Consider the following 24,824-nt stretch of genomic DNA (forward strand, 5'->3'; position numbering starts at 1 on the left):
GATTTTCTCGCTTTTGAAGCGGTGCTCATCAGCGACTCCTATATACTATCACGCCTTCCCAAAAAAAGCAAGCGTTTTTTTGAAAAAAATTGAAAAAGTTTTAAAAAATTGAAAAAACCCTTTAAAATCAATATTTTCACGCTTTTAACTTATATTTCGAAATTATTATGAATAACGTAAGAAAGCGAAAGGATGATTAAAGTCCTGCTAAGGATGCGCCGAAACTCTTTTCATTTTGGATAAAAAGAATAAAATGGGGAACAAAGCATAGTGAGCTTGCATTGAAAAATGAATGAGTCAGGAGGAATTAAGTATGAACATCATCGCAGCCATCTTATTTGGAATATATGGAGTGATCGGAGGCGTGAGTACCGTCGTATGTACCGTGAGCATTCCGGGTATCATTATTTGGAAAATTTACCGGAAAACGAAATATCATAAGGCGCTGACGGATTAAGGAAAATAAGAATTATAAAAAAAGGGTCTTGCAGGTGAAGAATTTTCTATCTGTAGGGCTCTTTTGTTGTGTCACAAAAAGTAGATCTGCAAAAATATAAAAGCATCTTATCCCTGATATTCAGTTGAACTACACAAGCAATAAACCACTTTGGAAATAGGATGCGCAGAGCGTTTCTTGCGGAAAACAATCCAATTCTCTGTGATGACATGATTCTAACAGAGACATTATTTCCGCACTTATGGGAAAGTGACGAAACTGCTCATTGTAGAGTGGAACGGATAATGACTGGACTTCTGGAGAAAAATCTGGCTCCGAATAAGTCAACTCAATAGTTTGCTGGGGTGCAGAACATGAGTAATCTGAAAGCACAGGATGAGGACATTGTTAATACAGAACTTGTATTAGTAAAATAGAGATGATAGAATAAAGATTAGAAAATGGGGTGCTTAGATACCAATAGGGATAAAAATCAGAGAGTGATGTTTAAAATATTTATTAGGGAGTATCTACAATGAAGAAAAAAATCAATTCTAAGTGGGCACGGATTCTTGGCGCAAGTTTATTATTGAGTACGGTTACGGTAATGACATCATATGCAGGAAGCTGGCAGAAAGATGGAAGAGGATGGTGGTGGCAGGAAGATAATGGCAGCTATCCGACGAATGCCTGGTGCTGGTTGGATGGAAATCAGGATGGTGTGTCAGAATGCTATTATTTTGATGGAAATGGCTATATGCTGGCGAATACAACTGCACCGGATGGTTATCAGGTAAATGGAGATGGTGCATGGACGGTAGATGGTGTTGTGCAGACCAAGGGACGAGGCTATTATACATTAGAAGAAGCCAGTCAGATGGCATTGAATTATCACTATGCTTTATATCCAGATGCAGATGGAACATTTGTTATTTTTGACGAGGAGGCAAAGGTAAGGAATGGCTGCTATGAATTTATAGTACGTTGGCAGATGTCAGCTCAGGAAGCGGAAAAGCGGATAAGAGAAGGAAGAGATGTAGCCCCGAATTTGTATGGTGGCACAGTATACGTAAACATTCAAACAGGTAAAATGTGGGAAGAATGGTAGAGAAAGTTAAAAGGTAGAAAAATGGGAGAATGGAATGACAACATTTTGTTTTTAGGGGGCTTTATATTGGCAGGAGTAGCAGTGTTAGGCGGTATTATTACGTATTTGATATCAAAAATCCGCTGGACTTCCTTAAACCAGGAATTGGATATAGAATATGGAAAACAAAGTCTCTCTAAACACGTGAAGAAGAATGGATAATGAATGATAAAAACAGGGGATAAAAGTATGCCGGAAATAGTAGCATCTACATATGAAATAATAGAAAAAATTGGTTCTGGTGGGGGAGGAAATGTATTTTTAGCGTATCATTTACGCTTGGGGAAAAAGGTCGTTTTAAAGGCAGATAAGCGAAAAATCACGACAAAACCGGAAATTCTGCGTCGAGAAGTTGACATATTAAAGGAATTAAATCACCCATATATTCCCAGAGTATACGATTTTTTTGTAGAAGATGACACGGTCTATACTGTTATGGATTATATCGAGGGAGAAAGCCTTGATCGTCCATTAAAGCGGGGCGAACGTTTTCCACAGTCACAGATTATTGAGTGGGCATATGAGCTGTTGGAGGCATTATCGTATCTTCACAGCCCAACACATGGGGAATCGCCGAGAGGGTTTGTGCACAGTGACATAAAACCGGCGAACTTGATGCGTACCAAAGACGGTCATATTTGTTTGATTGATTTTAATATTGCGCTGGCTTTGGGAGAGGAAAATATCATCGGCTGCAGCGCCGGATATGCTTCTCCGGAGCATTATGGTCTGGATTATTCGTCCAAGAGTGCGCTGGGGTTTATATCAGACAGTCACATAAAAGAAAATGCATTGCAAAATGAAAAAGAGACAGAGTTGATGACGGATGAGAAGCCAGCCGTACGTAGGATGGATCCCAATCAAACAGAGACATTTTCTAAAGTGGAAAGCGGTTCAAGACAATACAAAAAGGTGGTTCCAGATGTCCGTTCGGATATCTATAGCGTGGGGGCAACTTTGTATCATCTTTTAAGCGGGAGGAGACCAGCCAAAAACGCGACAGAGGTTGAGCCGCTTTGTGGAAAAAATATAAGCCCACTTGTCTGCAGTATCATAGAAAAAGCAATGAATCCCAATCCAGATCTCCGATATCAGACAGCGGATGAGATGCTGGAAGATTTCAGGACGCTTCGCAGCCGGGATCCACGTGTGAAGAAGCAGAAACGCCTTGATCGGGCTATGGCAGCCGCTTTTGTAATCTTATTTGCAGCGGGCGTATCGACGGCTTTTGTGGGATTAAAGCGGATGAAAACAGCAGAAGAATGGCTGAAGCTGACAGAGTATTCGAAATCAGCCTTTTCAGAAGGAGATGTACAAAGGGCAGTTGCGTATGCGATGGAGGCATTGCCGGATCGAAAAGGACTTTTGACACCGCAGTATGAGGCGGAGACGGAAAAAGCGCTGGCGGATGCGCTTGGAGTCTATGATTTAGCGGATGGTTATAAGGCGGAACGGGTTATTACATTGCCATCTGAGCCGCTTGCGCTGGCAGAGTCGCCGGATGGGGTAACTGGGGCGGCGGTTTATGCTTGGAAGCTCGCTGTTTTTGATATGGAGACAGGGGAGATACGGGCAGAGCTTCCGGTCGAAGAATCTGCTTTGTCGGAGGCGTGTTTTTTAGATGCAGGCCGGCTCGTCTATGCGGGAGCAGAAGGAGTCAGCGTCTATGATATATCTGCCGGAAAAAATCTGTGGACCGGTGATAAAGCGACGGCTTTATCGATATCCGGTGATGGAAAGTGGATCTCAGCTGTCTATAAGACAGAACCGTATGCAATTATTTACGATGCACAGACGGGGGCAGTGCGCGAACGGGTTGATTTTGCGGGGCGCAGTCAGCAGGTAACGGTCAATGACCGTTTTGTAAATCCACGGGACAACCTGTTCTGCCTGAATGAAGATGGAACTCTTCTGGGAGTCAGTTTTCAGGATGGTTGCCTGGAAGTGATGAATCTGGAGCATCCGGACGATACGCTGATTTTATATGAGGCGGGAAGTGGATACAGTCACTTTGAAGGCGGATTTTATCAAACATATTTTGCTTTCTCTGCATCTGGAAATCAGGGTTCACAATTTGCAGTCATTGATACGGGAGAGGCAATACAGACCGGTGGATTTGATTCACAGAATCCATTTGGGGTTTATACGGATGAAGATGGAATCTGCGTGCAGACGGAAAACCTTCTGGTTCAGATTGATCCGGAAACAGGAGAACAAAGACCGCTTGTAACACTGACAGAGCCGATCGATGGATTTACCAGAGATGGAGATAGGACGCTGATAACAGCGGGAAAGCAGGTGCAGTTTTACGATCGGAGCGCTAGCCTTGTGACTTCCTTTGAGAAAGAGACGGGCGATGAACTGCTTCAGATGGCAGGAGGAAAGGCGTTGATAGGAAACAGCGATTCGCCGTCTCTCCGAATAATCGGGTATGAAGATCATAAGGAACAGGAGATATTTTCCTATGATCCGTCGATTAAACACGATGAGGCGCGGGTCAGCGCAGACGGAAATACAATCATGCTGTTTCAATACGATCGGTTCAATCTGTATGACAGAGCTGGAAATCAGATAGCGGAGGTCACGATTCCTGATGCGGATGAGGTATATGATCAGCAGTATCGGAGAAAAGACGGGAAATCATGGCTGGCTGTGATCTATAACGACGGAAAAATCCGGGAGTACAGTGCTGCGGACGGCACCTGCATTTCAGAAAAACAGGGGGAGATGCCAGATTTAACGTTGGCGGAAACCTTTGAAACCAGCCGGTACCGGATTGAATCACCGCTTCACGGCACGCCGATGGTATATGATAAGAAATCGGGAAAACAGGTTCGGAAACTGGCAGAGGATGCGTACCTGACCTATATAACAGAAACGGGCGATTACATCGTGGCACAGTATGTGACGGTGGATGGAACACGTTATGGAGAACTGTTAAACCAACAGTGTGAGTCGATTGCGGAACTTCCGTGGCTGTGCGACGTAGTGGGCGATACGTTGATATTTGATTATCCATCTGGTAATATGCGGGAAAGCCGCATTTACAATATTGATGAGCTGAAGGAAATAGCTCGCAAAGAGTGATGAAAGTCACAAGAGGAAGCAAGGAAGTGTTTACAGGAGGTGATATAAGGGGGAGAAGAGAAAGAGATACTTTTGAAGCGAGATAGGATGTTTGCCGATGCAGAGCGAAAGTTATAAAGCAAAGATTGTAATGAAAACGCGCAAAGGTACATAATTCGAATGAAAAGGAGGAGTGTGTGAGAAAAGGAAAGAAAAAGCTGGCACAGATGATGGCAGCCGTCCTGACGGCGACGACATTACTTCAGACACCGGTCAGTGCATTCGCAGATTCAATTGTGGAAGAGCGGGTGGAAAAAGAAACTTCGGAAGCGGATTCTGAAACCACACAGGAGCCGAAGAACGAGAAAAAGGTAGAAAAAACGGAAACCTCGGAAGAAGAGAAAACAGAAGATTCCAAGGAGAATGCTGGCGAAGATTCGGATCAGAATGAAGATGGAAAATCAGATGCCAATGCAGACGATTCGAAGGATGACGCAAACAAGGATTCAGAAAAAGACTCTGATTTGGTAGATTCGGAGAAAGAGAACCAGGATGCTTCTGAAAAAGAAGATGCCAAGAACGATGCAGACGAAGGCCAAGATGAAGAGCCGGAAAAGAAGCCGGGGATCCTGAATAAGATTTTAGATGCAGTGCTCCCGAAAAAAGAAGAGGTTCCGGAAGAAGAAATTGAGGAAGAAGAGGCAACTCCGAGTGAACTGATTGCCCCACAGTCGCTGATTGCACCGGCGGAAGTGGTGGATGCGTATGTGCTGCTGGAACAAGATTATACACAAGGCAGTGGTTTTGTGGTTCCAGTCAGTGATATTCTGGAGCATATGAGAAGTGTGGAAGATGGATCAGAAATTGTACTTCCAGAGTATGAAAAAATCCTTTGGACCAAGGGTGCATGGGGAAATGGAAATAGATGGTTAGATAAAGTTCTGGATAACCCTATGGAACTTTCCATGGATGGTACGCTTACGATTCCAAAGGGAAATCAATATTATAAATATTATGATTTGGAATTCTTGGTGGGAAGTGGAGAACAGCTGGATGATAAGGCTGTACGTTATGAGGTGCGTGTCTATACAAACCAGGGAATTAAAGAACAGCTTGAGTTCTCAATATATCAGGAAAACGAAGAAAGGGAGAAAAGTGGTAACTGGAAAGCTGACATATCAGAATTTAGCAGCGAGGAATTCCCTGTTACTGCAAGAAAATTTTATTGCAATGGCTATGATGAGAATGAAAAATATATATTAAAACTGAATTCGTTCGTAGCTGATACAATGAAAAAAGAAATAGCAGTCAAAGCATATCATGCGAAAGATGTTCAGGGAAATTTAACGGGAGAACTTTTGCCGGCAGTTTCGGATATTACAGATGAATTGTTTGAAACAGGTTATCAGGCGAAGGTTACGGAAGCAGATACGTTAGAAGCGTCTGGAGCATTTACGGTTGTATATACAGACCCGAAAACAAATGTAATTTTAGGAAATCGTACTTTTGAGGTGATTATACTTCCGGAAGAGGACTGTTCGGTAAAAGGGCAATTGAGTGTATATCAGAATGGCGATATGGAGCCGGTAGCTGAAACTGCATATGGAGATTTGTACTCAGGAGATACTTGTTCCTGGTGGATGAAATATTTAAGGAATGAGGATTACTTAGGAAGCGACGAAGAGATTTATGAAGATGATATAGACTTTGCTCTCGAAAAAGGTTATACAACGTTATCAGGCTTATATTACAACATGAGTATAACGAAAGATGGTGTGGCAGCTATCTACCTCGGATATAAAAATGCCGAAAATGGAGATGCTTATGAGTATCCGCGTTCCATTGAGGCTGCAAAAAAGTTTGGTGCAAAGGAGATTACAAAAGATATTTTGGATCCTTCGGAAGAAGGTATGCCACATGGTTATCAGCTCAAATTGGAGGATTATTCAGAATATCACGAAAACATGAGTGAGTATGAGATGGCTGATCTGGAAAAAGAAGGAACATTTAATGTTACTGTATTTTTTGAGGATGGAACATCTTACACACAATTTGTGATGATTTGGGCAGATGATACTGATGAGGATGAGGAGCTGGAGATAGAAGATGGACCGCTTGTAAAGTGCGAAGATCCGTATTTTAGAATGGAAACTGCTGATAATATTTCCTCTCCGTATGCAAATTCATTTTATGTAAAGAATTCACCTAACTATACCATGGATACATATTATGGATATGGTTATCAGACGGTATTTTTACGTGATGAAGGTGTAGATCTTTCTGCTTTACGTCCTGTTTTTTGGAATGATTCTGAAATGGAAATCCATAGTGGCGGGAAACAGGAAAGTGGAGTATCAGTAAAGAATTTTTCAAATGGTTTTGTTCAATACGTTGCGAATGATGGAAAAAAGAAACGTAATTATCAGGTTTCGTTTGTAAAAGAGACAAGACAGCCGAGTCTGTATGTATTCGGTCCGGATGAGAGAGAAGTATATTTAACGGAGTACTTTGATTATCGTCATGATATTTTAATTGCTAATCTCGGGGCAAGCCAGTTGACTGAAGTGAAAGTTGAGTTAAATGATGCACAAAACATCAAGCTGGATGATTATTGGAGAGTTGGTGGCACTGGAAACGATACGTTAGGAGCATTTAGTACGTCCGCATTAGGATATGCTCATGCGGATATGCCAAACCTGGCCAAAATTCGCCTTGTCCCGGACGGCGAAGGTGAAATTTCCGGTACGCTGGTTATTTCGGCAACCGGACAGAATCCGGTCAAGATCAAGCTTCAGGGATATGCGGAGGATCCGCAAATCACCACGGATGAGCTGAGCGATGCAGTTAAGTATGTACCGTATTCCTATATGCTTGCGACCAGCAACATTCATCAGGAAGCAACGGAAACATATAAAATTACAGATGGGGAGTTGCCGGAAGGGCTGAGCCTGAATGCAGCGACAGGAGAAATTTATGGTGTTCCGAAAGAGGCAGGGGAATTTACTTTTACAGTAAAAGTAAGTTATAGCAAAGCGGAATTTACCCCATCTGAAAAAGAATTCACATTGACGGTGCAGGATAACACGAATCAGAATGTTCATGATGCATCGGATGTGGGATATGAGATAAAAGAGTACCTCGGTACGGAAACGGCACAGGGAACGTATGATTACGTAGTCAGCGGACAGAAGGATGAATTGTTTGTTTCCAACGGTTTGTATGAAGAGTTCGTAGGTCTCTGGTTAAATGGCGAACAGTTAGTGGATGGTGTTGATTTCACGAAGGTAAGCGGAAGCACCCGTATGACAATCCGCAGCCAGACATTCCAGAATAAAGGAAAAAGCGGCGTCAATACAATCGCAGCTGAGTTCCGTACAGGTAATACGAAAGTATTAAAGAGAACTGCACAAAACTTCCAGATTAGTGAAAAAAATCAGGGAGGGAATTCCAATAACAGCAGCCAGACAAATGCTGGCAACAGAGGTTCTTCCGGCCATGATACAGGCAGCAGCCGCAGTATAAACTCCTGGTCTCAGGAAAACGGCAAATGGCGCTATAAGAATCCGGATGGAACCTATGCGGCCAATGAGTGGAAACAGCTTCCTTACAATGGTACGATGGAATGGTATTATTTTGGGGAAGATGGAAACATGATGACTGGATGGCTGGTATTGAATGGTAAAACCTATTACCTGAATCCAGAATCTGACGGCACACAGGGCAAGATGTGTACAGGTTGGAAACTGATGGATGGTATCTGGTATTTCTTTAATGACAGCGCAGATATGACGCAGAATGGTGCTATGACGACAGGAGGATGGCAGTATCTGGCATATAATGGTACAAGTGAATGGTATTTCTTTAATGAACAGGGTCAGATGCAGACGGGCTGGGTGAGCGATGGAGATAAGAAATATTATCTTTACCCGATCGCGGATGGAACGCGCGGCAGAATGCTGACCGGCTGGCAGACGATTGACGGAAAAGAGTACTATTTGAATGAGGTATCAGATGGAACCAAGGGTGTGTTGCTGACCAATGCGCGGATTGGAGACAGATATGTAGATCGGAATGGCGTTCGCATTCGGTAATAGACAGTAGAAAGCGATTCTAAAACAAACAAAATAAGCGGGGCAGTGGATGGGAAAATTCACTGCCCTGCTTATTTGTTTTCTAAAAAAGTAAAAATGTAGAAAATATCTCAACATATAGCAATAAAAGATTGGTAGAAATTGACAAAAAAAGAAAGAATGTTATAATTGTAAATGTAAACTGAGCGTTTACGCTTGAAATTATACACATTGAATAAAAGAATGGTGTAAGATTTTTTAAAGTAGGTAAAATGAAAGGGGAAAAGATGGTATTTCCTATCAACAAAGTTGTTTTCAAGAATGTTTATGCAGCGGTAGGGGGAATCTTTATTTTGGTGGGATTGATCTTATTGCTGGTCGGAGGAGTATTTATATCTTCTTCGAGTGAATTTTTCAAAAATGCACAAAAAACAGAAGGCAGAATAGAGCAGCTGTGGGATGGAAGAACGGTGGTTTCTTATGAGGTGGATGGTCAGGAGATGGAAAGCCGACTGTCGTTTCATTCCAGTAATATGAGAATAGGAGATCCTATTACAATTTATGTGAATAAGGAAAATCCGCTGGAAATCCGCTCTCGTATAGGAGATGCTCTTCTGTGGATTTTTATATTAGTAGGGGGAATAGAGCTGATTCTGGGAATTTGTTTGCTGGGATATTCGATAAAGAAAGCGAAAACACAGAAGAACCTCCGAGAAGAAGGACGGCGTATATATGCTACGGTCGTGGGAATTGGAATTAACCGAAAAATAAGCAGTAATTATCGTCATCCATATGTTTTGTATTGCGAATATCAGGAATTAGATGGCAAGAGGGAATTTGTCAGTGATTCCATCTGGGAGCGGCCAGACGAGGAATTAATAGGAAGCCAGATTCCGGTCTATGTAGATGATAAGGGAAACTATGTTGTGGACTATAAACCAGTGAAAATCTACAGAAATGAAATGTGACAACGCGTCTATGGAGAGCCAGGAATCCTGTTAATCGCATGAGATAAAAGACAGAAAGTGGGTATAGATATGCCTAGTTTACTTAATTTGATACAACAGATGAAATTGCCGGGAATACTTGGGACGATTGTTCTATTTATTGCAGCGTTTTCGTCCGGTTTTTTATGTATGTTCATAAAGGGAAATAGAAAAAGGAAAAGAGAAGAACAGCAGCAGGCGGCAAAACGCCTGCAGGAGGATGCCTTAGACAAGGCGCTTGCAAATCCGCTTGCCGAAAATGACAAAACTTTTTCGAACAATAAAAGACCTGTAAAAGTAGAGTATGTGAAAGAACTGAAAGAGAAAAAACAGTTTAGTGGGGGAATGTTTGAACTGACAGAAACAACGGAGCTTTCACAGCGCACATATATTTATAGAAACGGAGAGGTGGTTTCGATAGGATATCAGTATGGGGGTGTTTCAGTACTTCCGGAAAATGTAGAAACTACTTCCATGTATTGTCAAATATTTTTTTATCAGGGAGATAATTATATTCGTTCTCTCGACAGATGTCCGGTTGTGCTGAGAAGGAAAAAGAATCAGACGATCGTGAACCGAAATGGAATAAAGCTTATCAATAAAGACGTGTTTATAGTTGGAAAATCATCGTATCAGATTAAATTAATGCCAAAAGTTTAGGACCGTAGGGGGAGAAAAATGAGTGTTGTTTTAACTGTGTACAGCCAGAATGCATATAAAGAATTTGTATTGCCATCGATTCACAACGCGGAGATGAAACTTCATATATCTGCGAAGATGTTTCGCCTGAGAAAAGATATTGAGTTATGTTTGGAGCGGATGGACAATCAATGGTATTTATGCGCTTCTTCGGATTATATATATGAAAATGAGGGAGAAAAAGATGCTCCGGTTATGCTGCATCATAATGCATACATAAGAATGCAGGCGGCGGGCGGCAGTATTTTATTTTTGGGTGTTCAAGAGAAGAAAACAGCGTTTGTATCCTATGAAAAGTATACGATTTCAGATGTCCGCGAACTGATTATAGGAAGTGGAGAAAGTGTATCGATTCAATACAGCTATGGAGAAGATGGAACCGAATATATTTCTAGAAAACACGCGATCGTACGGATACGGGATGGAGAAGCGTTTTTAGAGGATTGTAGTAAAAACGGAACATTTGTTAATGATGTCCGGGTGCCAAAAGAGCGAAAATTGCTGTTTGGTGATAATATTCATATGTGGGGACTGGATATGATATATCTGGGTTCAGTCTTGGCCTTACGTATGGATGCGCGGGTTCGAATAAAAAATGCAAAGTTGACAAAATGGAAAATGGGCTTTGAGAGTGCAGGAGCGTTGGGAGAACTGCAGATAGTCAAGGAAGATTTCCACCGTTCACCGCGTGAATTGTTTGCACTTGAAAAAGGAAAGGTTGAGATAGAGGCACCTCCGTCACCGCATGAATTAGATGATATGCCGCTCATGATGGCGGTAGGACCGGCGCTGACAATGGCAATTCCAATGGTTATGAGCAGCGCCCTGGCTATTATTGGAGCCAAAAGTTCAAGTGGATATTCCAGTACATTTATGTACACAGGTATTATTACATCGGTGGCATCAGCTTTGATTGGTGCCGGATGGGCAATCAATAATATCCGCTATACGAGAGGAAAGGCTAAAAAAGAGGAAAATCGAAGATTTGAAGCGTATAGTGAGTATTTAATCCGCTGCACAGAGGATATTAGACAAAAATATGAATATAATCGAAATTGCCTGATGGAGATGTATCCTTCGGCGCAGGAATGGGCAGATGAAGCCCTTCGCGGAAGCAGCCGATTATGGGGAAAAAATCAGACGCATGAGGATTTTTTGGTATGTCGTCTTGGAATTGGAGATGTTCCGTTTCAGGTTGAAATAGAGATCCCACATGAAAAATTTAGCTTAATCAATGATTCGTTAGCAGATAAACCGGCTCAGATACGTGAAAGCTACCGGACGCTGCACAAAGTACCTGTATGCATTGATCTTTTGAAAGAAAAATTGATTGGAATTGTTGGGGGAAAAGAGAAAGCAGGAGCCTATCCGGTGCTTTACGCGTTAGCAATGCAGTTGGCGGCGCAGAACTGTTATACGGATGTGAAAATGGCGTTTGTTTTTTCAGAGTCACAGGGAGAAGATGCACACCGTTGGGAATTTACAAGATGGATTCCTCATGTATGGTCACAGGATAAGAAAAACCGTCTGGTTGCAGGCAATAAAAACGAAGCCAGCGAGGTCTTTTATGAGCTGGTAAAAGAATTGCGGGTTAGAAATGAAGAATATAAAGCTTCTTCTTCGAACACCCCATCGCTGTATAAGCCGCATTATGTATTATTTATAGAAGATGCTTCTTTCTTAGAGGGAGAACTGATTGCGAAATATGTGTTTGATGCGGAACAGGATCTTGGATTGACTACAATTTTGCTGGATGAAAGTCATGAAAAGCTTCCGAATGCCTGTGAATGTGTGATTGAGAATGACGATAATTTTAAAGGTTTGTATTATGTACGGGGCGGAAAAAGAGATTCGATAGAGTTAGATTATATCGAACAGAAAACCATAGAGCAGGTAGGAAGAAAGCTTTCAAATCTGCACGTAAATGAGATTGAATCAGGAGGAGATATTCCGGGCAGTATTAATTTCTTTGATATGTACGGAGTAACGAAACTTTCTGATTTCCACGTGGAGGAACGCTGGAAGAAGAATCGTACCTATGAAAATATGAAAGCATTGATTGGTCAAAAAGCAGGAGGGGCACCATGTTATCTGGATGTTCATGAAAAGTACCATGGCCCACATGGATTAGTTGCGGGTACGACTGGTTCTGGTAAGTCAGAGACGCTGCAAACCTATATGCTTTCGCTGGCAATTAATTTTAGCCCGGATGATATTGGATTTTTTATCATTGACTACAAAGGCGGCGGTATGGCGAACCTTTTCAATGGATTACCTCATATTTTGGGACAGATATCCAACTTGTCTGGAAATCAGGTACACCGGGCGATGGTATCTATTAAGAGTGAAAATAAACGTAGACAGCGTATATTCAATGAAAATGGGGTTAATAACATTAATGCCTATACAACCCTGTACAAAAATGGAGAAGCCGAGCTGCCGGTTCCGCACTTGTTTATCATTATCGATGAGTTTGCTGAGCTGAAACGTGAAGAAAGCGACTTCATGAAGGAGCTGATTAGCGTGGCACAGGTTGGACGAAGCCTGGGAGTTCATTTGATTCTTGCGACACAGAAGCCGGGCGGAACGGTCGATGAGAATATATGGAGTAACTCTAAGTTCAGGCTGTGTTTACGTGTGCAGGATCGTCAGGATAGTATTGAAATGCTGCATCGTCCAGATGCTGCATATTTGACGCAGGCAGGCCGCTGCTATCTTCAGGTTGGAAATGACGAAGTATTTGAGCTGTTCCAGTCTGGCTGGAGTGGAGCTGTTTATGATGATAATATTGAAAATACGAAAAAAACATTGGCCGTGATGCTTGGAAATACAGGAAAAGCAGCTTTGACGGGAAATCATACCAAGCGTAAATTAAAAGAAGCGGCAAAATTAAACTGGCTCATGCAGCTTTGCTATTACATAGAAAGCTACCCGGATGAACAGGGAGAAGAAAGGGAAGAGAGACTCGAACACCTGTGCCAATATGTATATCAGTGCATGAAGCGGGATAAGGTTGAGTATGCAGAGAATGAATACAATACCCGTGCGCTTGAGAATTGCTGCCACCTGCTGGAAAGTGCATTACAGGAAAATATTACTTCCCCAATTCAAATTGCTGAGTGGATTTTGAAAAAATCAGAGGAACGGGAGCTGAAACTTCCGGAGCAGAAAGAGAAGACCCAGCTGGATGCCGTAGTCCAGTATCTGGCAAAAGTCGCCAAAGAACAGCAGTATCGGAAACCGCAGCAGTTATGGCTTCCGGTTCTTCCAGAGCAGCTTCCATTTAGTGAACTGATGGGATACGAAAAGGGATATTCAGAGGAAACTGGATGGCAGGAATATCCGAAACGTTGGGAATTAAAGACGCAGATAGGACTTGTGGATGCACCTATGCAGCAGGCACAGATGCCGCTTGAACTTAATTTTACAGAAATGGGTCATCATGCGGTGTGTGGCATGGCGATGAGTGGAAAGAGCACGTTCCTGCAGAGTGTTGTATACAGCCTGATCTGCAGATATTCGCCGGAGTATTTAAATCTTTATATCCTGGATTTTTCCAGCAGAATGCTGAGTGTTTTTGAAGAGGCGCCTCACGTGGGCGGAATTTTATATGAAAGCGATCTGGATGCAATCGGAAAAATGTTCCACCTGATCGATGAGATGATACAAGAAAGAAAACGATTGTTTAAAGGCGGTAATTACAGCCAGTATGTGATGACTCATGGCGTAACTTGTCCGGCTGTGTTATTTGTAATTGACAATGTGGCTGGTTTTAGGGAGAAAACAGAGTTTGCGTATGATGATATGCTGATGCAGCTTTCGAGAGAATGCGCCGCGTATGGAATATATCTGCTTCTTTCAGGGGCCGGCTTTAGCGCCTCAGAGATTCCGACACGCATGAGAGATAATGTTCATTATGTGGTATGTCTTGAAATGCAGGATCGTTTCCAGTATGGAGATGCTTTGAATACAATGCAGATTTCTGTTATTCCAGATGCAGGAATCCATGGAAGAGGTCTGGCCCTTGTTGGAGGAGAGCCTTTAGAGTTTCAGACGGCTCTTTCGTTTATTGCGGAAGATGATTATAAGAGAAATGAGCTTCTGCAGGAGGAGTGCTGTAGTTTCGCGAAGAAATGGACCGGCAAAAAGGCAAAGAGAATTCCAAGACTTCCAGAAAAAGCAGTATGGAGCGAATTTGAACAGCTTGAAAACGCAGAAAAGGCATGGGCAGATGATAGAAGCCTGCCGATTGGATATGAAATGGAAACAGCAGATGTATATTCAGTCGATTTGTCAAGAGTATATTGCTATATACTAAGTGGAAAAGGCCGAACAGGAAAAACAAATCTGTTAAAGATTATGGCGATGAGTGCATACAAAAAAGGAGGTCATTTAGCAGTTGTAGAATTTGGCAGTCAGGAATTGATGCGGTTTTCAGAGAATCTGGGAGTGCGCTATGTAGACAGCTATGCGGCTTATAAGGAATATATGTTTGAATTTGTACCGGAATTCCAGAGGCGTAATAAGATTCGTAAAGAGTGCCTGGCTCAGGGAATGGAGGAAGAAGAGATTTATTCCCGGATTGCACAGGAGGAGAATTATTACTTCTTTATTTCAGATTTAACTGCCTTTGTAAATGCACTTCACGATCCGGCTGTGGCGCAGGATAATCTCTGGGGAGGTATGGCGAATCTATTTGAAAAAGGATTTATGCATGGATTTTGGTTCTTTGCCTGCTTTGACCAGGATCGCAGGGTTGACTTGATAGGAAAAGATGTATACGAAAGTTATGTACGCTCCTGCCGGGGCATCCATATGGGCGGAAATGTTGCGGCACAGCGCCTGTTTGAGTTTAACGGTATGCCATATTCAGAGCAGTCAAATGTTGAAAAAGCTGGTATTGGTGCAGTACCACCGGCGGATAATGAGGCATGGCATAAGGTATTAGTACCGCTGGCAAAAGGATAATAAATGAAATGGTTACATATCTTTCTTTTATGAAAAATAAAGAAGAAAATGAATGGCTGAAAAAACAGGTGCAGTCACAGGCGGCAATCTGGACGGATGAGAATTGGCAATATTGTCTATTTGATGAGTTTAAAAGATTAAAGAGTTATACAGAAGCAGAAGTGCCGCCTGATATGGTAAGCTGGGATGTTACACCGGAGGGGGCTTTACAGGAACTAAAAGAAGAGAGAAAAAAGTTTACGCAGGCTTTCTTAATGATAGTGGCAGATGCGTCGGTTCCTCCGGTCTATTACCTCAGGCCTGGAATCTTACCATCCGCCCTTCTATTGAAGCCGTTTGATGCGGGTGAGATCCGGCAGATTTTGTCGGATGCAATGGAGGTGTTTTCAGAGCGTTATCGGAAAGAAAATACAGAAAATTCGCTTTTAGTCGAGACGAGAGAGGGAAATACCAGTATACCATATGAACAGATTGATTATATAGAGGCAAGGGAAAAAAAAATATATATTCGGAGAGGAATGAAAGAATATGGTTTTTACCAAACGCTGGAACAGATGGAGAAAGAACTGCCGGATAATTTTAAACGGTGCCATCGAAGCTATATAGTTAATATGGATAAGGTAGATAAGGTGCGATTTTCAGAAGGGATAATTGAACTCTTTTCGGGTGATACCGTATTACTTTCAAAAAGCTTGAAAAAGTCAATCCGGGAATATCAAAAGAGCAAAATGTGAAGACATAAAAATGGATCGTATATATTGTTTAAAACCCAGTGATTTTCTGCTTTTGGCAGGAATAAAAGAAATCAGGCGTATGTATTGTATGGAGCTGCCGACGAGAGATCAGATGGATCAGAGAGAGCTGTTTTTGGAGCTCTATAAGATGATTCGAAATAAGCTTCTTTCTGTGGGGGAAATGGGTGAATACAAATTAGAAGAACAGCTTGATATCCTGATGGAATGCATCAAACAAGCGGAGTGCTTTTGGACTTGTGAAGAAGAAGCTGAGAAAGTCAGAAAAATTGTTTATATAGCTCCGCAAGGTGCAGCGAGCGTGGAATTATCGGAAGAAAAAGACGAATTTTACCTGAGCGGGCATGCGCCTGAACTGAATTTCTGGGAACAGGAATTACTGGATAAGGATGAAGAAGGACAGCAGATAGAAAGTTTCAATGCGGAAGTACAGGCGGAGAGGGCGTTTTTAAGCCAGAGCGAATTTCCTGGACTAAAAGAGGAATTTAATTGGAAAGGAAATGAAGAGAGGACAGTGATGGCTATATGGTCTCTTCGTCGGATGAAAAATGCAGAATGTCTGAAGCGGGTGGTCTTTATCCGTGGAAAATTTCTTTCATGGATTTTGCGGCAGGAGGGAGAAGAAGAAATACTCCTGTATGACTCTAAAGAGGGGCGGATAAGGCTTGCGGAAGAGATGTTTCACGGGGAAGGAGAAGAATTATGATAATGGTAGATATTCAGGTTCCATCAGTTGGTCGTAATTATAACTTCCAATTAGATGAGCAGGTGCCTGTATCGTCGCTGATTATGGAAATTACAGAAATGGTTTGTCAAAAAGAAGGATGTGTGCTGGAGGCGGAGCATTCCGACTTTATCTTGTGTAGTTTAGACAAGGATAAGATTCTTGTATCGGAAGGATCGTTGGAACAACAGGAAATTTTGAATGGAGAAAGGCTGATTTTGATATAAAACAGTCCGTTTATCCGAAAAACAGTCCATTCGTCAGAAATTGATCTTATTGGGAGAGATGAATGGTAAAGTATAGTCATGACAGGGGGGATGAAAAAAGTGTTTGAGGTCAGGCTGAATTCCATGGCGGAGGCAGCGGAGACAATGAAGCTTTTGCCAAGAAAGTTAGATACCTGCCAGGAAGATATACGACGGGCTGAGCAAAGTCTACAGGCACTTTCCTATATGGAAGAACCTTGTCGGAGAATCAGAAAGGCAGAAAAACAACTGGAAAAATTATCCAGCCAGATTTTACAGGCAGAAAAATTGCTTGAGATGGTTGTGCAGGAGTATCGACGGAGTGAAAATTCGGTAATCTGCTATTGTGAAGAAAGCGGCATAAAAAATCGTGGGAAGCGGATGGTTTATTACGATTTTGAGTGGATAAATGATTTTTTGCTTAGAAAGGGATGATACAGATGACGATAAATGAAATAGAAATCAATACTTCGACACTGGCTAGAACAATAGAAGGGCTGGAAACAACAACAGGAAAGCTGGAAGAGCAGATTGAGTCAATGTTTCGCACAGTTCAAGAATTAGACCAGATGTGGGACGGAGAAGCCAACGCAGCGTTTAACAAACAATTTGAAGAAGATCATACACTTTGCAAGGACATGTGTACAGAGCTTAGGGCAATGATTGAAAGTTTAAAACACGCGAAGACGGAATATGATAATTGTGAAAACAGAGTCAACGATTTGGTACTTCAGCTGAAGATATAGGGGATAAGGGATGAATGATTCAATCGAAATTAAAGTCTCGCCGGAAATCCTGAATGCGAAAGCACAGGAGGTAACGGGGGAAATAGGGCAGATGAAACAGCTTTTTAGCGATATACAGGACTATGTAAAAAAGACTCAGTTTTATTGGATCGGTGAAGCCGGGAACCTGCACCGTAAGATGTTTGAAGAAAAAAAGGAAGATATCAATACGATGATAAAACGTCTGGAAGATCATCCTCGCAACCTTCAGCAAATTGCGGGTGTATATAAAGAGACAGAATCTGCACAGACAGATCAGTCTAAGGTAATGTCAAGCAATTTGATTGATTAGGAGAAAGAGCGATGAGCAGTAAAAGTGAGATACGATTTAATTTTCGAAAAGCTTTATACCAGGCAGAACAGTTGGATAATCTGGCGGACCGGGCCGATAAGCTGGCCAAGGATCAGATGGAAACTTCCATACAGGCGCTGGCGTCGGCCTGGAAGGGAGAAAATGCAACTGCTTTTCTAAAAAAAGAGGAACAGTTAAAAGGAGAGGTTTCACAATCGGCAACTGAGATTCGCTCCATTGCAGCTGAGATTCGCTCCATTGCAAGAACCGTATATCTGGCAGAGATGGCAGCGCTTAGAATCGCAAGAAAAAGACGTTCATAAAAATGATAAGATACGATAGGAGAACCTGTCGATTCTATAATAAAAAACAAGGAGGAAAAAGGAATGGCAACATTAAGAGTAACAACATCTATTTTAAAAAAGAGAGCAGAGGATCTGAAGGAGTTAAATACCAAGTTTAAGAGCGAGGTATCTGGATTAAATGAAAGCGAATCCCGTTTAGCTGGTATGTGGGAAGGCGATGCCCAGAAAGAGTTCCATACACAGTTTCAGGCAGATAAAACCAAGTTTGATGCATTCTATACAGGAATTGAGAAATATATAGAGCGCCTTATTCAGGCTGCAGAGGCATATGATAAGGCAGAGGCTGATAATGTAAGCATTGCTACAACCAGAAAAGCAAAATAATGTTTTGTAAAAAATAACGAAAAAAAGTATCTATAAAAAATAAATTGACGAGAAAAGGAGAATAAAAATGGGAAGAGGAATGGCAGGACAGATTAAAGTTAATCCGCAGGATTTAATTAACACATCGAGCGATTTTAATAATAGAGGTACTACCGTATCTAAGCTGACACAGGAGATGCTGACACTGGTATCTGGTCTGAGTGGGAACTGGGAAGGTGATGCATCCGGTGCATATATGAAGAAGTTCTCGGAGTTATCAAAAGATATTACTCGAATCAATAACAAGATTAAAGAGCACGTAGACGATTTACAGGAGATGGCAAAGAAATATCAGGCTGCTGAGCAGGCCAATACACAGGCAAACAACAGTATGTCATCTAACTTAATCGATTAGTAGAACGGAAATATAAAACAATCAATGACTGCTGCGCTGCATATGTGAGCAGCGCAGCAGATTTTTACACATCCGATGGGAGTTTGATGGAGATGAAAAAAACAGCAAAAATCTGGAAAATGGTTGGCACATGGATATTGACAGCTGGGTTGGTAGTGCTTCCATCATATACAGTAAAAGCCGCCCAGCCTGGAGAGATCGTAGAAGTACGCAGTGAAAATGGAACGGCGGTTGTTTACGTACAGTCTCCGGGAGAAGTACAGGATATAAGTTGCCAGATAGGGACAACAGCTTGTGGTATAAAAGATTATGAAATGATTGAACAACAGCCGGTATCGGTAAAGACACTCTTATTGCTGGACAATTCGTTATCAGTAAAATCACAATACCGGGAAAAAATAAAAGAAATTATGAATACAATAGCGGCAAATCGAATGCAGGGTGAGCAGATATCGGTTGCGGCTTTTTCGGATACCATCGCATATATGCTGCAGGATTGTGAAGATGTATCATCAGTCGGTCAGGTAATAAATGGGGTGGAATATATAGATCAGGAAACATATTTGACGGATGTTCTGTATAGCTTGATACAGGATTGGAAAAACACAGGGGATAGTACATTTCGGCGGATCGTCCTTGTTTCCGATGGAGTGGATAACAAAGTTGGCGGTTATACAAAAGAGGAACTATATAGTCTCCTCAGGGTGTATGGCTGTCCAATATATACAATTATAAGCCCGTCTGGCAGTGAGGATGCATCTAAGTATATGTCGGCTTTGTCAAGGATTACAAAAGCAGATTCTTGGGTGTTGGATGATAATACGGATACAGCGGCGATTGCACAAAGCGTAGCGTCAAGTAATCAGGTATTGCGAATTGCACTGGAGCTTCCGGAGAATATCTGTGACGGAACAGAAAAGGGAATCCAATTAGCTTTAAATGTAAATGGGGAAACGATCAATGCGGCGGGGCAGATGCAGATGCCATTTGGCAGTGTGAGTGAGGAAACAGAAGCAGAGAGCATTGCGGAAACCGAGGAAGCAGCAGTGGTGGATGTAGACGCTTTAAAGGCGGAGGAAGCGGTACTTTGGAAGAAACGCATTACAATGGCGATATCTGGAATTGCAGGGATAGGAATTTTGCTTGCAGGCCTTGTGTTTTTCTTTAAATGGCGTAAGAAAAAGAAAAAAGAAACAGAGTTTAAATCAGCACCAGATGATGCGTACCAGTATCGAAGCGGAGTAGAGCAGATTCAGTCAGCTGCCAGAAATGTGAAACAAGAGCCGGAGGAAAATGATGAAGACAAGACCGATATGGTATGGCAGGATAGAGTGAATCCGATTCTTGTTTTATCCGATATACAAAATACATCAAGGCGTTTTGAAGTGCCGCTTTCTGGAAAGGTGATTTTAGGACGGAGTGCTTACCATGGCTGTCAGGTTGTATTAGATTATGATGCCTCTGTTTCAAGACAGCATTGCGAGATTTTCATGAAGAATGGAAAAATGAAAGTCCGTGATTTGCATTCGAGAAATGGAATCAGTGTCAATGGTGTACCGGTAAAAGAAGAAGTGGATTTGGAAAATGGTTCGATTTTAACGGTTGGAAAGATTGAATTAAAGGTAAGGCTTCGCAGATGATTGATAAAATAGGCGGTTTTTCAGAGAGAGGGAGCCGGGAGATAAATCAAGATAGAATTTTATATTTATCGGACGAAAAAAAAGGACTTTTTATTGTGGCAGACGGAGTCGGTGGATGGTTACATAGCGAAAGGGCGAGTGAGATGATTTGCAGCTCATTTCGTGCGTGGTGGGACGAGAAAAAAAGTGCCCTGGAACATTCGGAGTTTGAGGATGATGTAGAGGAGATTCGAAACTGCCTTCAAAGGCTGAACCGGGACATCTACGGAGCAACAGATGGTAGAAAAGACAGTGCGTCAACCGTAACGCTTCTGTGGATAAAAAAGGGCTGTTATGCTTTGTTTTGGGCGGGTGACAGCCGATGTTACCAGATTAGGCAGCATTGGTTCTGTCCGAAAATGGATCAAATGACGATTGATGATGTATGGGAGAATGAATCAAAACAAAGAGAGCTGCCGGAGGAGGTTTTAAGGAAACAGCCGGAATATGGAAAGCTGATTCGGGCTGTTGGGGCTGGACCGGAGTTATCCTGTAGTATTCGAACGGGGCTGCTGGAAGGAAGAACCTTGTTTCTATTATGCAGTGATGGTATTTATAAGTATGTAGAAGATTCGCTGTTAAAAAAAGCAGTTAGGAAATTCTATCGAAAAAAATCAGAAGCAGATTTTTGGGGGGAATTACAGAGTCGTATAGAACAAAAAGAAGCGCCGGATAATTTCTCCCTGGTATATGTGAATACTGAAAATTAGTAGAAGAGGATGTGAATTAGGTATGAGTGAGTTTAAGGTTAAGCCCGGAACCGTAGAGGATATAGCAAAAAATAGTGAAAAGTTGGCAAAAGAGCTGGAAAGAATCAGCGATGGAGTTTACAGCATCCGACGGAGACTGCGGTTTAAGATTGCCCAGAGGGGAGATGTTGAACGCAGGTTAAATGCGGTGGCAGAAAAAGTGAATGTTCAGAGCGGTTCAACGAAAAATACAGTGGACAGCCTCAAGAAAGTAGCACGAGAGTATAAGAAAACGGAACTGAGACTTTGTGGTAAGAATGCTTCGTCTGGTGGAAAAGGGCTTGTGGGTGACGTAAAGCTAGAAGGGGATTTAGTTGCGACGCCTTATGGGAAGGATATAGCAGAAGATTCAATCAAAAAATTTGAAGACGAGCATTCAAAGGAGTTGAAAAGAAAGCGTTCTGTTTATGATAAAGATCAGAAAGAGTTTGTTGAATTTGTAGCAGAAGGAACGGAAGAGAAGAAAAAGGCTGCTAAGGATGAATTTGACGACTATCTGGAAGCTGGGAAAGTAGATGTGGCGATAGGTGCATCAGCAGGTGCAGCTGTTTCGGGTGCTTTATATCAGTATGAATATGGCGATGAGGGAGATATTGTCACGGCAAAAGTTTCGCTTGGCGAGGGCGAAGCACATGCGAAAGGATATGCAGGACTTTACCAGAGAGATCCGGATACAGGAGAAATGGAATTTCGACCTGGAGTCGGAGGTGAAATCGGAGCCTCATTTAGTGCTTTTACAGCCGAGGAAAAAGCAGAGATTGGCAGCGATATGCTGGGGGCATATGCGAAATCAACACAGACGATTGGTCGAGTAGGAGGAACCGCAGAAGCATCTGCAGGTTTGGTCGATGCGGATGGAAAATTTAACCCGAGCCTATATGCGGGAGCTTCAGCAGAAGCGATTGCCGGAGAAATTACAGGTGCGGTAGGCGGAAAAATCCTTGGCACACAGGTGGAGGCAAGCGGAAGCCTGAATTATGGAATTGGAGCGCATGCAAAAGTAGGATATAAGGATGGAAAAATTTCATTGGATGTGGGAGCTACCTTAGGTGTGGGAGCAAGTGCATCAGTGGAAATAGACATAGGCGGAACTGTGAAAGCAATCGGTGGACAGGCGAAAGCAGCCTGGAATAAAGTTACGTCGCGGTTATAGAACAAAGTTAAACGGAAATAGAACATATTTTATGGTATAATAAAAAAAAAGGAGATTGAAATATGGAAAATCAGTTTTTACCAATCGGTACGGTAGTCCGTCTGAAAGAATCTACGGCGGATGTTATGATTGCAGGGTATCTTCCGATCAATCCTTCTCAGCCAAATTATGTATGGGATTATTCAGGATTTAAATATCCGATTGGATATGTAGATAATAATGAAGTATATTGTTTTGATGGAGAACAGATTGAGGAGATTCAGGCGATCGGATATCAGGATAAAGAACAGCTTGCTTTTGCAGCTGAATTAGAAGAGATGGCAGAAGAAGTGCGGATAGAGGCCCAGATGGATGATGTAGAATATCCGGATGAGACGGAAGAGGAGGAGAAATAGATGGAGAGATTTGAAGGAACACTTCCGATTGGCTCAGTTGTATTGCTGAAGAACGGAACAAAGCGGGTAATGATTCTCGGATACCTCCGCTATCGTGCTGGCGATCAGACCCGGATATATGATTATTGTGGATGTACATACCCAGAGGGATTTATAAGTCCAGAAAAAACAGCGGTATTTGACCATTCAGATATTGCACAGATTTATTCGCTGGGGTATCAGAATGCACAGCAGATTGCGTTTCGCCAGAAATTGTCAGAAATTAGAAACAAGAAAAAGAATGCATAAAAAATATTAATATTGGTACTAGAGTTTACAGGAAGAAAAACAGGGGAGAGCAATGGTAAGATTTGCAATGCTGAGCCGTCCAGGTGGAAGAGAAAACAACGAAGATAGTATCGGTATGTATAACGACGAAGATGAATGGTGTTTTGCTCTGGCCGATGGATTGGGAGGTCATGGAAAAGGTGAAGTGGCTTCCAGATTGGCGGTAGATACGATTGTTGATCAATTTGTATCTGGAAAGAGAGAAATTTCGTTCATAGATGCGGCCTTTGAAGCAGCACAGGATGAGATTATGACAAGACAGAAAGAGGACAGAAGCTGCTTTGATATGAAGACAACGCTGGTTCTTCTTCAGATCGGAAATGAACGGATTACATGGGGACATATTGGTGATTCCAGACTCTATTATTTTAAAAATTCTAAAATAGTCCGCAGGACCTTGGATCACAGCGTTCCACAGATGCTGGTTGCAGTTGGCGAAATAAAAGAAAAGGCGATTCGCCATCATCCGGATCGAAACCGGCTGCTTCGTGTCCTGGGAATGGAAATGGACGAAATAAAATACGAGGTGGAAGAGCCGGTTGAAAGGCAGACGAATCAACAGTTTCTCTTATGTTCGGATGGCTTTTGGGAACTGATCGAGGAAAAGAAGATGGAAGCAACCCTGCGAAGGGCGAAGGATCCGCAGTCTTGGCTGGATGCAATGGAAAAGATTGTAAATAAAAATGGACGCGGTACCGATATGGATAATTATTCTGCAATTGCGGTCTGGATAGAGTAGCAGAATTTTTAGAAATAAGATAAAAAGGAAGATTGCCTGAAATAGGAATACGGAGGAGAAGGGTATGGCAACAATTCGATGTGAAAATGGACATTATTATGATGGGGCTAAATTTGCACAATGCCCTCATTGCGGAGTCCTTCCAGTTATACAGAAAGAAAATAGTAGTTTTACATCTAATAAGGGTGGTTTTTTTAAGAAAATTCATTTCGGGAGAAAAAAGCCTGAGCCGATGCCGGAGGTAAGAGTGGAAGAAGAGAAGACGGCAGAACCTTCACCGAATATGGAAAGAGAGGTTACGATTCCATTTTCTCAGCAGCAGCAGGAGGAGCAGCCTACCGTGGCACTTTCTCAGATGGAAGAAGAGGAGCGGACAGTTGCGCTTGAAGAGGAAGAACGGACGGTTGCGATGACTCGCGAGGACGAAAATGATGATACAGAGTTTTATAGTGAGTCAGGGACAGTTCCTCCAGCGGAGAGTGCGGAAGATGACGAAGTGACGATCTCGTACCATGAGCCGGAAGTACCG

The 24,824-nt window shown here is 42.3% G+C and carries 25 protein-coding genes; all 25 read left to right on the forward strand.

The genetic code is table 11. The annotated features are described in order from the left end of the window. The first annotated feature begins 313 nt into the window (after window positions 1-313). Complete coding sequence (locus tag QVO97_RS01190; RefSeq protein WP_022358601.1) at window positions 314-457, forward strand: hypothetical protein; 144 nt, start codon at window positions 314-316, stop codon at window positions 455-457. A 161-nt stretch (window positions 458-618) separates the two neighbouring features. Next, on the forward strand, window positions 619-792 hold the full coding sequence (locus tag QVO97_RS01195; RefSeq protein ID WP_288188566.1) for a TnpV protein: 174 nt from the start codon (window positions 619-621) through the stop codon (window positions 790-792). 179 nt (window positions 793-971) lie between these two features. After that, window positions 972-1,544 (forward strand): hypothetical protein, encoded by a 573-nt coding sequence (locus QVO97_RS01200; protein WP_022358602.1) that lies wholly within the window; start codon window positions 972-974, stop codon window positions 1,542-1,544. A 66-nt stretch (window positions 1,545-1,610) separates the two neighbouring features. Continuing rightward, window positions 1,611-1,745, forward strand: coding sequence for a hypothetical protein (locus QVO97_RS01205; RefSeq protein ID WP_288188567.1), 135 nt, complete (start codon window positions 1,611-1,613; stop codon window positions 1,743-1,745). 27 nt (window positions 1,746-1,772) lie between these two features. Beyond that, entirely contained in the window at window positions 1,773-4,670 is a 2,898-nt protein-coding gene (locus tag QVO97_RS01210) for a protein kinase domain-containing protein (protein ID WP_022358604.1), read from the forward strand. Between the two features lie 176 nt (window positions 4,671-4,846). Next, complete coding sequence (locus QVO97_RS01215) at window positions 4,847-8,740, forward strand: N-acetylmuramoyl-L-alanine amidase family protein (RefSeq protein WP_022358605.1); 3,894 nt, start codon at window positions 4,847-4,849, stop codon at window positions 8,738-8,740. A 251-nt stretch (window positions 8,741-8,991) separates the two neighbouring features. Next, a complete protein-coding gene (locus QVO97_RS01220) occupies window positions 8,992-9,687 on the forward strand; it encodes a DUF3592 domain-containing protein (protein WP_022358606.1) in 696 nt (231 codons plus the stop codon). 99 nt (window positions 9,688-9,786) lie between these two features. Beyond that, window positions 9,787-10,365, forward strand: coding sequence for a hypothetical protein (locus tag QVO97_RS01225; RefSeq protein WP_288188569.1), 579 nt, complete (start codon window positions 9,787-9,789; stop codon window positions 10,363-10,365). Window positions 10,366-10,383: 18 nt separating this feature from the next. After that, window positions 10,384-15,372 carry a type VII secretion protein EssC gene (gene essC / locus QVO97_RS01230; protein WP_022358608.1) on the forward strand — a complete coding sequence of 1,663 codons (4,989 nt, stop codon included), beginning with the start codon at window positions 10,384-10,386 and terminating at the stop codon, window positions 15,370-15,372. A gap of 29 nt (window positions 15,373-15,401) precedes the next feature. Next, a complete protein-coding gene (locus QVO97_RS01235; RefSeq protein ID WP_288188571.1) occupies window positions 15,402-16,106 on the forward strand; it encodes a LytR/AlgR family response regulator transcription factor in 705 nt (234 codons plus the stop codon). 112 nt (window positions 16,107-16,218) lie between these two features. Next, the gene (locus QVO97_RS01240; RefSeq protein ID WP_288188573.1) at window positions 16,219-16,830 is read left to right on the forward strand and encodes a hypothetical protein; all 612 of its coding nucleotides are present in this window, start codon (window positions 16,219-16,221) and stop codon (window positions 16,828-16,830) included. Beyond that, the gene (locus tag QVO97_RS01245) at window positions 16,827-17,075 is read left to right on the forward strand and encodes an EsaB/YukD family protein (RefSeq protein WP_022358611.1); all 249 of its coding nucleotides are present in this window, start codon (window positions 16,827-16,829) and stop codon (window positions 17,073-17,075) included. Before QVO97_RS01240 ends, QVO97_RS01245 begins: the two co-directional genes overlap by 4 nt. 90 nt (window positions 17,076-17,165) lie before the next feature. Further along, the gene (locus QVO97_RS01250; RefSeq protein ID WP_288188574.1) at window positions 17,166-17,528 is read left to right on the forward strand and encodes a hypothetical protein; all 363 of its coding nucleotides are present in this window, start codon (window positions 17,166-17,168) and stop codon (window positions 17,526-17,528) included. 5 nt (window positions 17,529-17,533) lie between these two features. Then, entirely contained in the window at window positions 17,534-17,839 is a 306-nt protein-coding gene (locus QVO97_RS01255; RefSeq protein WP_288188576.1) for a WXG100 family type VII secretion target, read from the forward strand. Window positions 17,840-17,849: 10 nt separating this feature from the next. Beyond that, entirely contained in the window at window positions 17,850-18,170 is a 321-nt protein-coding gene (locus QVO97_RS01260; protein ID WP_022358614.1) for a WXG100 family type VII secretion target, read from the forward strand. An 11-nt stretch (window positions 18,171-18,181) separates the two neighbouring features. Then, a complete protein-coding gene (locus tag QVO97_RS01265; RefSeq protein ID WP_022358615.1) occupies window positions 18,182-18,493 on the forward strand; it encodes a hypothetical protein in 312 nt (103 codons plus the stop codon). Window positions 18,494-18,556: 63 nt separating this feature from the next. Then, window positions 18,557-18,859, forward strand: coding sequence for a WXG100 family type VII secretion target (locus QVO97_RS01270; protein ID WP_022358616.1), 303 nt, complete (start codon window positions 18,557-18,559; stop codon window positions 18,857-18,859). 67 nt (window positions 18,860-18,926) lie between these two features. Further along, window positions 18,927-19,253, forward strand: a complete 327-nt coding sequence (locus tag QVO97_RS01275; RefSeq protein ID WP_022358617.1) for a WXG100 family type VII secretion target — start codon at window positions 18,927-18,929, stop codon at window positions 19,251-19,253. A 92-nt stretch (window positions 19,254-19,345) separates the two neighbouring features. After that, window positions 19,346-20,893 carry an FHA domain-containing protein gene (locus tag QVO97_RS01280; protein ID WP_022358618.1) on the forward strand — a complete coding sequence of 516 codons (1,548 nt, stop codon included), beginning with the start codon at window positions 19,346-19,348 and terminating at the stop codon, window positions 20,891-20,893. Further along, window positions 20,890-21,642 (forward strand): PP2C family protein-serine/threonine phosphatase, encoded by a 753-nt coding sequence (locus tag QVO97_RS01285; RefSeq protein ID WP_022358619.1) that lies wholly within the window; start codon window positions 20,890-20,892, stop codon window positions 21,640-21,642. Before QVO97_RS01280 ends, QVO97_RS01285 begins: the two co-directional genes overlap by 4 nt. Window positions 21,643-21,664: 22 nt before the next feature. Further along, complete coding sequence (locus QVO97_RS01290; protein ID WP_022358620.1) at window positions 21,665-22,834, forward strand: hypothetical protein; 1,170 nt, start codon at window positions 21,665-21,667, stop codon at window positions 22,832-22,834. Between the two features lie 62 nt (window positions 22,835-22,896). After that, window positions 22,897-23,229 carry a DUF4176 domain-containing protein gene (locus tag QVO97_RS01295; protein WP_022358621.1) on the forward strand — a complete coding sequence of 111 codons (333 nt, stop codon included), beginning with the start codon at window positions 22,897-22,899 and terminating at the stop codon, window positions 23,227-23,229. Next, window positions 23,230-23,517 (forward strand): DUF4176 domain-containing protein, encoded by a 288-nt coding sequence (locus tag QVO97_RS01300; RefSeq protein WP_022358622.1) that lies wholly within the window; start codon window positions 23,230-23,232, stop codon window positions 23,515-23,517. 52 nt (window positions 23,518-23,569) lie between these two features. Further along, a complete protein-coding gene (locus tag QVO97_RS01305) occupies window positions 23,570-24,295 on the forward strand; it encodes a PP2C family protein-serine/threonine phosphatase (protein ID WP_022358623.1) in 726 nt (241 codons plus the stop codon). A 64-nt stretch (window positions 24,296-24,359) separates the two neighbouring features. Further along, a partial coding sequence (locus tag QVO97_RS01310) for a hypothetical protein (RefSeq protein WP_288188579.1) occupies window positions 24,360-24,824 on the forward strand: 465 nt, incomplete at its 3' end.

It is taken from the genome of Clostridium sp. CAG:43 (genome assembly GCF_000434655.1).
In the GTDB taxonomy this organism is placed as follows: Bacteria; Bacillota; Clostridia; order Lachnospirales; family Lachnospiraceae; genus Otoolea; species Otoolea fessa.